We start from the raw sequence: 13,453 nt of genomic DNA on the forward strand, positions 1-13,453 counted from the left end.
CACGGGAAGGGGGCTTAAACCCGGGCGCGAGCACCCTCCCCGACCCTGTACACTTTTTCTCGGCCGGTCGGGAAGAAGAGACCGGTCGTGGTGGGTATAGCTCAGCTGGTAGAGCACCTGGTTGTGGTCCAGGATGTCGCGGGTTCGAGTCCCGTTACTCACCCTCTGAAGAATAGGCAGCTGCCCTGCGAAAGCAGGGCAGCTGCCTCTTTCGTCTCTCCCCGTGGCCACACCGGTGGCCACCGGGATCAAGGAAAGGGCCCAGCGAGGCCGCGCCATGCCATGATCTTGTTGATACAGCGTTCCACGCTGTTGCGGTCGCGGTAGAGCTGCGCGTCGTGGGAGACGGGCCGCCCACCGCGGCGGCCTTTCTTCTGCACCCGCCTCGCCGCCTCGGTGATCATCCCGTCCATCAGCTGCTCGAAGACGCACGCGTCACGCCACTGCAGGAACCGGTGGTCGACGGTCTGCCAGGCGCCGTGCTCGGTCAGCATGTCCCGCCACGGGCTGCCGGTGCGGAACCGCCAGACGATCCCCTCGAACTGCTGCCGCAACCGCTCGAGGTACGGGCCGAACCTGCCTATTGGCAGGAACGGCTCGATCAACTCCCATTCTTCGTCAGTAAGTTCCGCACGCACCACGCTGGCGTTCCACCAGACCGTCCAGCGGCCCGAAGCCGGATCTCACATTGGGCCCCAGTTCGTGGGGGCACGCTCCCACCCACGCCGCCCGGTACGCGCCCTCACCCAGGCGTCAGCCCGCAGGAAAACGCCCCGCCAGGAACTGCTCGAACGTGACCTTGCCCACGGCCCGCTCCGGCGTCAGATGCCCGCCCGCCCGGAACCCGTGGTAGGCCTGGCCGGCCAGGCGCACGTTCAGCGGGGAACGGCGCCGTCCGCTCGCGCGCAGATAGGCCCGGGCCAGCTCCGGAAACGTACGGACCCCGGGGCCGCCCATGTCCGGCACCCGCCCCGCGGGCGCCCCGGTTGCGAGCTCGGCCAGCCGGGCGGCGACCTCCGCCACCTCGATCGGCTGGTCGGCGACCCCCGCCGGGAGCAGCATGACCGGCAGATTTGCCGCGCCCTGCAGGAGCTGCAGCACCAGGTCGTGGAACTGTGTCGTGCGCAGCACGGTCCAGCCGAGCCCTGATTCCTCGAGCAGCCTCTCGACGGCGAGCTTGGTCCGGTAGTAGCCGAGCGGCACCTGGTCGACGCCGACGATCGAGATGTATGCCAGATGCCGCACCCCGGCCTGGCGGGCCGCCTCGATCAGATGGCGTGCCGCCTGCTCGTCGCCGCCGCGCGGGTTGGTCGCGCAGTGCACGACCGTGTCCACGCCCGCGACGGCTGCGGCCAGCCCCGTGCCCTCGCGCAGGTCCACGGCGTACGGCCGCGAGTGCCGACTCAGTACGCGCACCTCGTGCCCGTCCGTGCGCAGCCGCTCGGTGACGAGCCGGCCGAGCGTTCCGGTGCCGCCGGTCACCAGGATCATGGTCATCGCAGTTCTCATCCCTTCGGTGGGCGTGCGCTCCCCGGTGGAGCGCCCGTCATCCGCTGAGAACCGACGAGCACCCAAAGATGTGACAGCCGCCTCGTGACAGCACTCACCCGTGGGTCACGCCCCGGGGGCCATTGCGGAGAACTGTCGGCCCGCGAACGCGAGTTTGTCCGGGTTCATGACGACCTGCACCTGGGCGATGACGCCGTCCCGCAGGTCGAAGGAGGCGACGGCGATGAGCTGCTCCGCCGCGTGCGCCACCAGCGCCGGCGCCCCGTTGACCTCGGCGACCCTGATGCCCCAGCCGCCGGAGTACCGCTGCGCGCTGCCCACCAGGAAGCGCATAACCGTCTCCCGGCCGACGAGGGGCCGCCGGGCCGCGGTGACCTTGCCGCCGCCGTCGCTCCACCAGGTAACGTCCTTGGCGAGCAGCTTCTCCAGCCCTGCCAGATCGCCCTCGCGTGCTGCCATGACGAAGGACTCGACGAGTTCGTGCTGTCGCTCGGCTGCCGGTGTGAACCGGGCCTCGGGCGTCGCCATCCGCTGGACCGCCCTGCGGTACAGCTGGCGGCAGTTGGCCTCGCTCAGGTTGAGCACCTCGGCGATGTCCCGATGGCGGTAGCCGAACGCCTCGCGCAGAACGTAGACCGCACGCTCCGTCGGCGTGAGCCGCTCCAGCAGCACCAGCAGCGCCGTCGACACGGCGTCGCGCTGCTCGGCGGACCCCATGGGGCCGAGCGCACCGTCCTGCGTGAACACCGGTTCCGGCAGCCACGGCCCCACGTACTCCTCGCGCTGCACACGGGCCGAGGTGAGCCGGTTGAGGCAGAGGTTGGTGACGACCCTGGCGAGCCAGGCCCCCGGGTGCTCGATCGCCGCACGGTCGGCGCCGTTCCAGCGCAGATACGCGTCCTGCACCGCGTCCTCCGCCTCCTCGGCGGAGCCCAGCAACCGGTAGGCCAAGCCGAACATCCTGGGGCGGTGGGCAGTGAACTCCTCGGCATTCCCTGACGTCACGTGCCCAGCCTGCCAGAGGCGCGGCAGCATCCAGCACCCGGCATTTGCCCCGGGTGGAACATCGGCCCACGTGTGGCACCATGCGGATATCTGGCTCCGCAGCCTCCGCTCAACCACGTGATCAGATCCAGGAACGCGCCCTAGTCGGGTGTGCGGTGGCTCGTGTGGCCCGAGCAGATCTGCGAATCCCGGGCGCGATGCTTAGGCGCGTACCTGGCTGTGCGGGCCAGCACCGTGGATCCGGGTGGGCCGCTGGGAGGCGGTGATCGTCATTCGTGACGGTCCGCGGCTGCGTACCCGCCACCTGCGGCTGATACCGAGCTGGAATCGAGGTCGCGGCGCTCCAGTTCGTGGCGGAGGCGGGCGAGTGCCCGGTGCAGCGTGCTCTTGACAGTGGCGATCGACATGCCGAGGGCGGCAGCCGTCTCTTGCGTGGATATCTGCTCCCAGTGGCGCAACAGGACGACACTGCGCTGCCTCGGGGCGAGCACTTTGAGGGCGTCCATCAGCAGGGCGCGGTCGGCGTGCTGTCCGGTGAAGTCCTCGACGGATGCGTCCGGGAGCTGCTCCGTGGGGACCTCCTCCAGCTTGCGGGTACGCCACCACTCGGTTCGCGTGTTGATCATCACTCGGCGCAGGTAGGCGTCCGTCAGGCGCTTGTCCGTGATGGCGTCCCAGCGGCGGTACGTGCGTACGAGCGCGGTCTGCAGCAGATCCTGCGCGTCGAGCGGGTCGGGGACCAGGCGCCGGGCGCTGCGCAGCAGCGCGTCCTGCCGTGTGCGTACGTACTCCTCGAATTCCAGCACCTCGTCCCGGTGCTTGCGCAGGTTCACGTGTCGGGTTCCTTACGTTGCGGACGGCGGGGCCGGTCATCGTCAGTCCAGGGCCTTGCGGACGGCGGTCAGGATGGCTTCGGCGTCGGCGCCCAGAGCGCGGGCGGCTGCGGTGAAGTCCCCGGCCAGCGTGGCGAGTTGGGCTGGATCCGGGTGCTTCGGTGCGGGCGGGAGCGCGGCGACCCGGGTGCCTGCCCCACGGCGGGTGCGGATCAGCTTGGCGGTCTCCAGCTCGCGGTATGCGCGGGCCACGGTGCCCGGCGCCAGGCCCAGGTCGGTGGCGAGCTGACGCACGGTCGGCAGGCGTTCGTCCTCGGTCAGCCGGCCTGTGGCGATCAGCGCGGCGAGCTGGGCGCGGATCTGCTCGTACGGCGGTACCGGGCTGGTGGTGTCGACGCGGACGGCGAGTGCGTTCATCGTCGGGCCGCCCCGGGCGCCACAACGGTGAACAGGGACCATGCCAGGGTGAACAGGGACAGCAGGCCCAGGGGGTAGATCGCCGAGGAGGTGACGGAGCCCATCATGTCGGCGCAGTTCTTGTCCGTCAGCCAGGTGGCGATCATCAAAACGACGAGCAACAGCTGGGTCGAGACCAGCACCCCCCAGGCTGCGATGATCGCCCACGAGCGGTCGCGGCGCTGCTGATCGTCGCCCCCACGGCGGGCGACACGGCGCAGGGCCCAGGCGCAGGCGACTGTGCCGATGACGAGAGAGCCGAGGATCTGGCGGCTGTGGAAGATGCCGGGCCAGAGGATGACAGGTGGTTCGGTCCCGTCACAGCCGTAAGTCGTAACCCCGATCGCCCGGTCCATGGCGCCTTGGGTGGCCGTCGCATCCCCGATGCCCACCAGCACGACGAGGACTACGGCCTGGAGGAGAAGGAGAAGGGTGATACGGGGCGGCACGTGGTCCCGGACCCGGCGCGGGGTGAGGCTGGCGGTGCGCATCGCCTCCCGAGGGCGGGGGGTGAGGGCGTCGCCGAGCAGGACGCCGCCCACCGCGCACAGGCCGAAAGCGGTGGCGAAGCTCACCCAGGGCACGCCGATGTCGTAGAGGGGGTAGTTGGTGATGTCTACGGTGGCCCACAGCGGTGCGGCCACGACGCCCACGGCCAGACCGGCCCAGCGGGCGTAGCGGTCGGCGCGGGCACGCAGGCGGGATTCGGGCCGGGCGGATTCGGGCCTGTCGGTGTCGAGCATATGGGGACCCCAGTGAGTGGTTACGGCTGCACGGCTTGCGCCCGGCGGTAGCGGACGCTGCTTGCCGCAAGCCCTGTTTGTATCGAGTGGCTAGTACAAGATGCACCGGGGTGGGTTCTTGTGTCAACAACTCGATACAAGTGGGCGAGTGGCCATGCCGAGCACTGAACAGCCGATGGCATTGACGGCGGTCAGTTCCGCAGGCCCGTAGAAGGCCACCCAGCTCGGCGGGGGCTCGTCCAACGACGCCTTCGCCAATGCCTCCTGGGCGTGCCCGAGGGACCGCACGGCGGCTTGCCGGTCGCCGAGGTTGGAGTGGGCGAGGGCCGTACGGGCGTGGGCAAGGGAGTTGAAGAACGGGATGGAGTTCGGGATGGAGTTCCGGGACGGAGTTCGAGTCCCGTTACTCACCCTGAATGATCAAGGGCTGCTACGACGACTCGCGTACGACCAGCTCCGTCGGGAGCACGATCTGCGGCCGCTCGCCCGTGCGCCCCTCTATTTCCTGAAGCAGCACCTCGGCCATCGTGCGGCCCATCTCCTCGATCGGCTGGCGCACGCTGGTCAGTGCCGGGTCCATGTGGCGGGCCACCGCCGAGTCGTCGAAGCCGACCAGCGCCACATCGTCCGGGATCCGCCGGCCCGCCTCGCGCAGCACTTGGCGGGCCCCCGCCGCCATCACGTCGGAGGCGGAGAAGACCGCGTCCAGCTCCGGGCAGCGCTCGAGCAGCTCCCGCATCGCGCGGCGGCCGCCCTCCTCTGTGAAGTCGGCGGGGGCGATCAGCCGGGCGTCGGGTCGCAGGCCCGCCGACGCGAGAGCGGCGCGGTAGCCGTCCAGGCGGCACTGCGCGCCGTACACGTCCAGGCGTCCGGTGATCGTCGCTATCACGCGGCGGCCCCGGGCCGCGAGATGCGCGACTGCGCTGCGGGCGCCCTCGAAGTTGTCGGAGTCGACCGCGGCGAGCGTCTCCGCGGCGGACCTGCGGCCGCTGATCACGGCCGGTATCGAGAGGGCCTCCAGCATGTCGGGGATGGGGTCGTCGGCGTGCACGGAGACCAGCAGGACGCCGTCGACGCGGTGGGCCGCCAGATACTGCGCGAGCCGGCGGCGCTCGCGGTCGCTGCCCGCCAGGGTCAGCAGCAGCTGCATCTCGGTGTCGGCCAGGGCCGCGCCGACACCGCGCACCATGTCGGAGAAGTACGGCTCCGCGAAGAACCGGTCCTCGGGCTCCGGGACGACGAGGGCGATCGCGTCGGTGCGGTTGGCGGCCAGCGCGCGGGCCGCGCGGTTGGGTACGTATCCGAGTTCGGCGACGGCGGCCTCGACGACGGCGCGGGTGCGATCGCTGACCCGCGGCGAACCGTTGATCACGCGGGAGACCGTGCCGCGTCCGACACCGGCGCGCGCGGCGACCTCTTCGAGGGTGGGTCTGCCCGTGCCCCGCCCTCCGCCTCGCGTACGGATTGTCCGAGACACCATGTCCGCCTCCCCAGGCTTCCCGTCCGAGAACATAACGTGCCGGGTGCCTTGACACCCCCTCAGGGAGCGGCGACCCTTCAACACATCACACATGGGAGCGCTCCCACCGTACCTGACTCATACACAACCCGCACGTTCCCCGCCCGAGCCGAAGAGCTTCAACGGCACTGCGCTGCACACCAGTTGGCCGGGGGGTCGGCACGTCAGGGCACAAGGAGGACGCAATGCGCAGGGCAGTAATCCTCGCGGTCGTCGCCGCGCTCGGCGCCGGGCTGCTGGCCGGCTGTGCCGAGGACAGCGACGAACCCACCGGCAGTGCGTCGAACGGCGGCGGTGGGGGCCAGGGCAGGACCACGCTCACGGTAGGGGTCTTCGGCGCCTTCGGCCTCAAGGAGGCCGGCCTCTACGACGAGTACATGAAGCTCAACAAGAACATCGAGATCAAGCAGACCTCGATCGAGCGGAACGAGAACTACTACCCGCAGTTGCTGACGCATCTGGGCAGCGGCAGCGGTCTCGCCGACATCCAGGCCGTCGAGGTCAACAACATCGCCGAGATAACCGCGACGCAGGCGGGCAAGCTGGTCGATCTCAGCAAGACCGAGGGGGTCCAGAAGGACGCGTTCCTGCCCTGGAAGTGGGCGCAGGCCACCACCAAGGACGGCAGGACGATCGCACTCGGCACCGACATCGGTCCGCAGGGCATCTGCTACCGCAAGGACCTCTTCGCCAAGGCCGGGCTGCCCACCGACCGGGAGGCGGTCGGCAAGCTGTGGGCGGGCGACTGGAACAAGTACCTCGATGCGGGCGGGCAGTTCAAGGCGAAGGCACCGAAGGGCACCGCTTTCGTGGACTCCGCGTCCGGAGTGATGGCGGCGATAACCGGCAGCAACGAGAACCGCTTCTACGACCCGGACGGCAAGATCGTCTACAAGACCAACCCGGCCGTGAAGGAAGCGTGGGACATCGCGGCCCGGTTCGCGACGCAGGGTCTGACCGGCAAGTTGCAGCAGTTCACACCGGCCTGGGACCAGGGCTTCGCGAACGGCACGTTCGCCACCGTCTCGTGCCCGGCCTGGATGCTCGGCTACATCCAGGACAAGGGCGGGGCCGCGGGCAAGGACAAGTGGGACGTGGCCGCGGCGCCCAGGCCCAGCAACTGGGGCGGCTCCTTCCTGACCGTCCCAGAGGCGGGCAAGAACAAGGACGAGGCGGCGAAGCTCGCGGCCTGGCTGACCGCGCCCGAGCAGCAGGCGAAGCTCTTCGCCGAGCGCGGCAGCTTCCCGAGCGCCAAGGCCGCGTACTCGCTGCCCGAAGTCTCCGGCGCCAAGCACGACTACTTCGCCGGCGCGCCCATCGGGCAGATCTTCTCGAAGGCCGCCGAGGGAGTGCCGGTCCAGATCATCGGGCCGAAGGACCTGATCATCGCGCAGAACCTGGCGGACATCGGCATGCTCCAGGTCGACCAGAAGGGCCGGTCCTCCCAGCAGGGGTGGGACGCGGCCGTGAAGGCGATCGACAACGCGCTGGACCAGTGACCGGTATGGCAAGTGACGCACCGGCAGCCGCGCCCTCCCAGGGGGAGGAGGGCGCGGCCCCGCGCGACCTGTCCGACGGCGCGGCCGATGAGCGCCGCCGGGCTCGGCGCAGCCGCCGCTACCGGCTGGACGTCAAGTGGAGTCCGTACGCCTTCGTGGCGCCGTTCTTCCTGTTCTTCCTGGCCTTCGGGCTCTTTCCGCTGCTCTACACAGGCTGGGCCTCGCTGCACCGGGTGGAGCTGACCGCACCCACCGACATGGAATGGGTCGGGCTGCGCAACTTCTCCCGCCTGCTCGAGGACGAGTTCTTCTGGAACGCTCTGAAGAACACCGTCACCATCGGGCTGATCTCCACGGTGCCGCAGCTGCTCATCGCACTGGGCATCGCGCATCTGCTGAACTACCGGCTGCGCGGCTCGATGTTCTTCCGGGTGGCCGCGCTGACTCCGTACGCCACCTCGGTGGCCGCCGCGACCCTCGTCTTCGTCCTCCTCTTCGGGCGCGACTACGGAATGATCAACTGGGCCCTCGGACTGGCCGGCATCGACAACATCGACTGGCAGAACGGCGAATGGACCTCGCAGCTTGCCGTCTCCACGATCGTGATCTGGCGGTGGACGGGATACAACGCGCTGATCTATCTGGCCGCGATGCAGGCCGTACCGAACGATCTGTACGAGTCGGCCGCGCTCGACGGGGCCTCGCGCCTGCAGCAGTTCATCCATGTCACCATCCCCTCGCTGCGGCCCACGATCCTGTTCACGTGTGTGGTCTCGACGATCGGCGCGACCCAGCTGTTCGGCGAGCCACTGCTGTTCAACGGCGGCGCGGGCGCGACCGGCGGCGCCGACCATCAGTTCCAGACGCTCGGGCTCTATCTGTACGAGCAGGGCTGGGTGAATCTCCACCTCGGCCGGGCCTCGGCGATCGCCTGGTCGATGTTCCTGATCCTGCTGGTGATCGGCGCGGTGAACTGGCTGCTCGCCCGCCGGCTGAGCAAGAGCCCATAGGGGATGACATGTTGAGCGCCAAACGTGCCGGACGTCAGCTGCACGGCGGCCGGATCACCTATGCCGTACTGATCGTCTTCACGGCCGGTTCGCTGTTTCCGCTGGTGTGGACGGCGGTTGCCGCCTCCCGCAACAGCTCCCGGCTCGCGCAGACTCCTCCGCCCTTCTGGTTCGGCAGCAATCTCTTCAAGAATCTCGAGATCGCCTGGACCGACGCCAACATGGGCACCGCCCTGCTCAACACCACGATCGTGGCCGGGTCGATCGCGACCGGGACGGTGCTCTTCTCGACCCTCGCCGGCTTCGCCTTCGCCAAACTCCGCTTCCGCTTCAAGAACCTCCTGCTCCTGCTCGTGATCGGCACGATGATGGTCCCGCCGCAGCTCAGCGTCGTACCGCTGTACATGCTGATCGCCGAGCTGTCCTGGACCGACCAGCTGCAGTCCGTCATCCTGCCCACCCTGGTCAGCGCCTTCGGGGTGTTCTTCATGCGGCAGTACCTGATCGAGGCGCTGCCCACCGAGCTGATAGAGGCGGCACGGGTGGACGGCGCGAGCAGCTGGCGTGTGGTGTGGCACGTCGTGTTCCCCGCGGCACGGCCCGCGATGGCGGTGCTGGGGATGCTGACCTTCGTCATGGCCTGGAACGACTTCTTCTGGCCGATCATCGCGCTGACCCAGAATGGCAACCCCACCGTGCAGGTGGCGCTGACAGGGCTGGGCCGCGGCTATATCCCCGACCAGTCGGTGATCATGGCGGGCGCGCTGCTCGGCACCCTGCCGCTGCTGATCGCCTTCGTCGTCTTCGGCAAGCACATCGTCGGCGGCATCATGCAGGGCGCGGTCAAGGGCTGACGCCTCCTCTCATTCCCGTACCTACGCGGATGTTCCTGTACATACGTACCCACGCAGACGTTCCTACGCAGACGTTCCTACGCACATGTTGGGAGCTCACCGATGTCCATGACCTTTCCGCCGGCCTTCCTGTGGGGCACCGCGACCGCCGCGTACCAGATCGAGGGCGCGGTTCGGGAGGGCGGCCGCACGCCGTCGATCTGGGACACCTTCAGCCATACGCCCGGCAAGGTGGAAGGCGGTGACACCGGGGACCGGGCGGTCGACCACTTCCACCGCCGCGGTGAGGACGTCGCGCTGATGGCGGGCCTCGGCGTCAACGCGTACCGCTTCTCCGTCTCCTGGTCCCGGGTGCAGCCCACCGGTCGCGGCCCCGCCGTCCGGCGCGGCCTCGACTTCTACCGCGGCCTCGTCGACGATCTGCTCGACCACGGCATCCGTCCGGTGCTCACCCTCTACCACTGGGATCTTCCCCAGGAGCTGGAGACGGCCGGCGGCTGGCCCGAGCGGGACACCGCGCACCGCTTCGCCGACTACGCCCGTATCGTCGCGGACGCGCTCGGCGACCGCGTGGATATGTGGACCACCCTCAACGAGCCCTGGTGCAGCGCCTTTCTCGGGTACGGCTCGGGAGTCCACGCGCCCGGCCGCACCGACCCGGTCGCCGCGCTGCGCGCCGCCCACCATCTCAACCTCGGCCACGGCCTGGCCGCCCAGGCGCTGCGCTCCGCCCTCCCCGCGGGCGCCCAGCTCTCCGTCAGCCTCAACCCGAGCGTGGTCAGAGCGAGCAGCCAGAGCCCGGCGGACATGGACGCGCGCCGCCGTATCGACGCGCTCGCGAACCGCGTCTTCGCGGACCCGATGCTCAAGGGCACATATCCACAGGACCTCTTCGCGGACACCGCGGCCCTGACCGACTGGTCGTTCGTCCACGGCGACGATCTGGCCGTCATCAAGCACCCCCTGGACTCGCTCGGACTGAATTACTACGCACCTGCAGTTGTATCGGCTGCCACTGACAATCGCCCCGAGCGCAGCGACGGCCACGGGGCGAGCGAGCACACCCCCTGGCCGGGCGCGGACTCGGTCTCCTTCCACCAGCCGCCGGGCGAGCGCACGGAGATGGGCTGGTCCATCGACCCGACCGGTCTTTACGACCTGCTGCTGCACTACACCCGCGAGGCCCCCGGCCTGCCGCTGGTGATCACCGAGAACGGGGCGGCGTACGCCGACAAGCCCGCGGCGGACGGTTCGGTCCACGACCCGGACCGCATCCGCTATCTGCACGGCCATCTCTCCGCCGTTCACCGTGCGATCGCCGACGGCGCGGATGTGCGCGGGTACTTCCTGTGGTCCCTGCTGGACAACTTCGAGTGGTCCTACGGCTACGGCAAGCGCTTCGGCGCGGTGTACGTGGACTACGAGACGCTGGCCCGTACGCCCAAGTCGAGCGCGCACTGGTACGCGGCGCTGGCCCGGTCCGGAGTGCTCCCCGAGCCGGCCGGCGACCTCACTCGCTGAGCACCGGCCACGTACCCCGTCGGGCATGACGCAGCAGCACCGGGTCATCGCCCACGACCACCGGGTTGCCGACCTCGGTCAGCAGGGCGAGGTCGGCCGCCTCGTCCGCGTAGGCATGGCAGTCCGCCGGGTCGAAGCCGTACTCCCGCATCAGCGTGCGGGCCGCGTACCCCTTGCCCTGGCCCCGCATGCAGGTGAACACCTCGTCCGCGCCGAGCCGCGCCGCCAGCGGGGCCACCACGGGCAGCGGGGAGCTGGAGACCAGCACCATCAGATCGCCCGCCACCGCGTGCCGCAGATACGCGGCGAGGCCGGGCTGGTTCCACAGAGCCTGCCGCACCAGCGTGCCGCCCACATCGAAGAACGCGGCCTTGCACGGCGCTCGGCGAGTTTTGGCGGTAATGGGAGTGATGGGAGTGATGGGAGCAACCGTGTCGTTCATGCCCTTCAGTACGCACTGACGGCTTGCACCACTCAACGGCCGCGGGGGTTTTCCCCACCCCGGACCGACCGGACAGCGGGATGTTCCCGAAGACGCGTCGAGCCGATCGTGGTGGTACGAGATCGACGGCGTACGGAGAAGGCACTGACCATGCAGCTCAGGAGTGGATCGGGCACCATCTGCAGGAATGTCGCGGCGGCCGCGCTGCTGGCTGTCACGGCGGGCATGGCCCTGCCGCTCGCCCCGGCGGGCGCGGAGCCGGCCCGGCCGCCGGCCGGGGAGTGGCGGGTGGACGGGTACGGCGAGAGGGAAGGCCGGTAGGCAAAAACGCGCGTCCCGGCCGGGTGGGGGGCAGTCCGGCCGGGACGCGCCACCGGGGGGTGGCGGCTTGGTGAGACCTACTTGTAGGCGGAGAACGCCTTGGTGAAGGCCAGCGGCTCCTGGAGGATCGAGCTGCACGTCGCGTCCGCGGCCGGCTTCTCGCCGCCCGCGCACTGCTTGTCGCGGGTCGAGGACCACATGGACAACCAGCCCAGGTTCTTGGACTTGGCGAAGTCGACCAGCTGCGTGGCGTCGTCGACCTTGAAGATCTCGGTCACGACGTCGTTGACTCCGATCATCGGGGTGACCGCGACGGCCTTCCAGGCGGCGGCGTCAGACAGGCCGAGCACGCCCTTGATCTGGCCCTGGGTGGCGGTCGCCGCCTGGATGGCGTACTCGCCCATGTCACCGCTGTAGGCCGGTCCGTAGTCCATCGCCATGATGTTGACCGCGTCGACCTTCACGCCGTTCTTCTTGGCGTCGGCGATCAGAGCCACGCCGGGCTGGGTCAGCCCCTCGGGCATGACGGGCAGCGTGAAGGAGACGTCGAGGCCCGGGTGGGACTTCTGGAGCTGCGCGATCGCCTGCGAGCGGCGGGAGTTGGCGGCGGTGTCCGGCAGTGCCGCGCCCTCGATGTCGAAGTCGACCTTGGTGAGCTTGTACTCGTCGATGACCTTGCCGTACGCCTTCGCCAGGTCGTCGGCGGAGGAACAGTTCAGAGCCAGCTCGTGGCCGGCCGCGCCGCCGAAGGAGACCCGGACGTCGCCGCCCTTGGCGCGCAGCGCGCCTATCTGGGCCGCGACCTTGTCGCTGGCGAGGTCGGTGACGCCGCCCCAGAGCGGGGCGCAGCTGCCGCCGGAGGTGATGAAGGCGAGGTTGAACTCCTTGACCCCGGTCTTCGTGACGGTGTCCAGCAGGTCGTACGCCGGGAAGAGCGAGGTGTCGATGTACGGCGCGAAGCCCGCGCCGGCACCGGACGTCTCGGTGGGGGTGGGGGTAGGCGTCTGGGTCGGCTGCTGCGTGGGCGTGGCGCTCGGCGGCTTGGTGGGCGTGGCGCTCGGGGTGTTGGTGGGTGTGGGCTGCTCGGTGGGGCGGCCGCTCGGCTGCGGCGTCGCGCCCTCATCGACGGAGCACTTGACCTTGTTGATGAGACAGGAGGTCGGGTCGGCGGCCTTGCCGCTCGCGGCGGTGACGAAGCCGACGGTCACCGACTTGCCGGGGGCGAGCTCCTTGTTCCAGCTCGCGGGCTTCACGGTGATGTGCTGCCCCTCCGCGGTGTGCTCGCCGTTCCACAGGGAGCCGATCGTGGTCCCCTCGGGCAGATCGAACTCGAGCGTCCAGTCCGACTGCGCCTTGTCGGTGGCATTGGTGATGACGTACTGGCCGGTGTAACCGCCGGTCCAGGAGCTCGTCTTGGTGTACGCGGCGCCTACGGATGCGGCCTGCGCGGTGCCCGTGAGGGCGAACGCGGCGCCGCCGATGACGGCGGCGGCAACGACCGCGCCGACCGCCTTGGTCGTCGCGCTCGCCCTGCGCCGGTGCGTACTGCTGCCCATTGCGTGCCTGCCTCTGCGTTACGGGGGGTGGGGATGTGGCAGCACGCTAGCGCCCTGGAAACGGACAAATGGCCTGTTCGGGGCGGGGGTTGAGCTTCTTAGGACGCCCTTAAGGAGGGCATCGGAACGGATTAATGGTCGAGACCACTCGCCATCAAGCCCGTGCGGCGATTGAGGACAAAACA

The 13,453-nt window shown here is 69.5% G+C and carries 15 protein-coding genes and 1 tRNA gene; 6 read left to right on the top strand and 10 right to left on the bottom strand.

Annotated elements, in window-relative coordinates; all coding sequences use genetic code 11:
- The first annotated feature begins 90 nt into the window (after positions 1 to 90).
- Positions 91 to 163 (top strand) — tRNA-His (locus tag ACFYWY_RS14815).
- Positions 164 to 248: 85 nt separating this feature from the next.
- On the opposite strand, the gene ACFYWY_RS14820 is transcribed toward ACFYWY_RS14815, so the two are convergent.
- The 8 genes from ACFYWY_RS14820 to ACFYWY_RS14855 all read right to left on the bottom strand — a co-directional run bounded on the left by ACFYWY_RS14820 (position 249) and on the right by ACFYWY_RS14855 (position 6,026).
- Positions 249 to 641 (bottom strand): transposase, encoded by a 393-nt coding sequence (locus ACFYWY_RS14820; protein ID WP_389185219.1) that lies wholly within the window; start codon positions 639 to 641, stop codon positions 249 to 251.
- Positions 642 to 753: 112 nt separating this feature from the next.
- The gene (locus tag ACFYWY_RS14825; RefSeq protein WP_389185222.1) at positions 754 to 1,497 is read right to left on the bottom strand and encodes an SDR family oxidoreductase; all 744 of its coding nucleotides are present in this window, start codon (positions 1,495 to 1,497) and stop codon (positions 754 to 756) included.
- Positions 1,498 to 1,614: 117 nt separating this feature from the next.
- Entirely contained in the window at positions 1,615 to 2,514 is a 900-nt protein-coding gene (locus tag ACFYWY_RS14830; RefSeq protein WP_389185225.1) for an RNA polymerase sigma-70 factor, read from the bottom strand.
- A 269-nt stretch (positions 2,515 to 2,783) separates the two neighbouring features.
- Positions 2,784 to 3,341, bottom strand: coding sequence for a SigE family RNA polymerase sigma factor (locus ACFYWY_RS14835; protein WP_389185755.1), 558 nt, complete (start codon positions 3,339 to 3,341; stop codon positions 2,784 to 2,786).
- A gap of 48 nt (positions 3,342 to 3,389) precedes the next feature.
- A complete protein-coding gene (locus ACFYWY_RS14840; protein ID WP_389185228.1) occupies positions 3,390 to 3,764 on the bottom strand; it encodes a GntR family transcriptional regulator in 375 nt (124 codons plus the stop codon).
- Entirely contained in the window at positions 3,761 to 4,546 is a 786-nt protein-coding gene (locus ACFYWY_RS14845) for a hypothetical protein (RefSeq protein ID WP_389185231.1), read from the bottom strand. Before ACFYWY_RS14845 ends, ACFYWY_RS14840 begins: the two co-directional genes overlap by 4 nt.
- 123 nt (positions 4,547 to 4,669) lie before the next feature.
- On the bottom strand, positions 4,670 to 4,957 hold the full coding sequence (locus ACFYWY_RS14850; RefSeq protein WP_389185233.1) for a hypothetical protein: 288 nt from the start codon (positions 4,955 to 4,957) through the stop codon (positions 4,670 to 4,672).
- A 19-nt stretch (positions 4,958 to 4,976) separates the two neighbouring features.
- Positions 4,977 to 6,026 (bottom strand): LacI family DNA-binding transcriptional regulator, encoded by a 1,050-nt coding sequence (locus ACFYWY_RS14855; RefSeq protein ID WP_389185236.1) that lies wholly within the window; start codon positions 6,024 to 6,026, stop codon positions 4,977 to 4,979.
- 224 nt (positions 6,027 to 6,250) lie between these two features.
- Here ACFYWY_RS14855 and ACFYWY_RS14860 point away from each other — a divergent pair, with 224 nt between their 5' ends.
- The 4 genes from ACFYWY_RS14860 to ACFYWY_RS14875 all read left to right on the top strand — a co-directional run bounded on the left by ACFYWY_RS14860 (position 6,251) and on the right by ACFYWY_RS14875 (position 10,949).
- Positions 6,251 to 7,564: an ABC transporter substrate-binding protein gene (locus tag ACFYWY_RS14860; RefSeq protein ID WP_389185239.1), complete on the top strand. Its 1,314-nt coding sequence runs from the start codon at positions 6,251 to 6,253 to the stop codon at positions 7,562 to 7,564.
- A gap of 5 nt (positions 7,565 to 7,569) precedes the next feature.
- Positions 7,570 to 8,574, top strand: coding sequence for a carbohydrate ABC transporter permease (locus tag ACFYWY_RS14865; RefSeq protein WP_389185242.1), 1,005 nt, complete (start codon positions 7,570 to 7,572; stop codon positions 8,572 to 8,574).
- Between the two features lie 8 nt (positions 8,575 to 8,582).
- Entirely contained in the window at positions 8,583 to 9,428 is an 846-nt protein-coding gene (locus ACFYWY_RS14870; protein ID WP_389185245.1) for a carbohydrate ABC transporter permease, read from the top strand.
- Between the two features lie 102 nt (positions 9,429 to 9,530).
- Positions 9,531 to 10,949: a GH1 family beta-glucosidase gene (locus ACFYWY_RS14875; RefSeq protein WP_389185248.1), complete on the top strand. Its 1,419-nt coding sequence runs from the start codon at positions 9,531 to 9,533 to the stop codon at positions 10,947 to 10,949.
- Here the strand turns inward: ACFYWY_RS14875 and ACFYWY_RS14880 are convergent.
- Positions 10,939 to 11,391 (bottom strand): HAD family hydrolase, encoded by a 453-nt coding sequence (locus tag ACFYWY_RS14880; protein WP_389185251.1) that lies wholly within the window; start codon positions 11,389 to 11,391, stop codon positions 10,939 to 10,941. The two genes, ACFYWY_RS14875 and ACFYWY_RS14880, sit on opposite strands and share 11 nt — an antisense overlap.
- Before the next feature lie 150 nt (positions 11,392 to 11,541).
- On the opposite strand from ACFYWY_RS14880, the gene ACFYWY_RS14885 reads away from it, so the two are divergent.
- Complete coding sequence (locus ACFYWY_RS14885; protein ID WP_389185254.1) at positions 11,542 to 11,712, top strand: hypothetical protein; 171 nt, start codon at positions 11,542 to 11,544, stop codon at positions 11,710 to 11,712.
- 77 nt (positions 11,713 to 11,789) lie between these two features.
- Here ACFYWY_RS14885 and ACFYWY_RS14890 read toward each other — a convergent pair whose 3' ends face one another.
- Positions 11,790 to 13,268 (bottom strand): cellulose binding domain-containing protein, encoded by a 1,479-nt coding sequence (locus ACFYWY_RS14890; RefSeq protein ID WP_389185257.1) that lies wholly within the window; start codon positions 13,266 to 13,268, stop codon positions 11,790 to 11,792.
- Positions 13,269 to 13,453: the final 185 nt, after the last annotated feature.

It is taken from the genome of Streptomyces sp. NPDC002870 (genome assembly GCF_042888505.1).
Classification (GTDB): domain Bacteria; phylum Actinomycetota; class Actinomycetes; order Streptomycetales; family Streptomycetaceae; genus Streptomyces.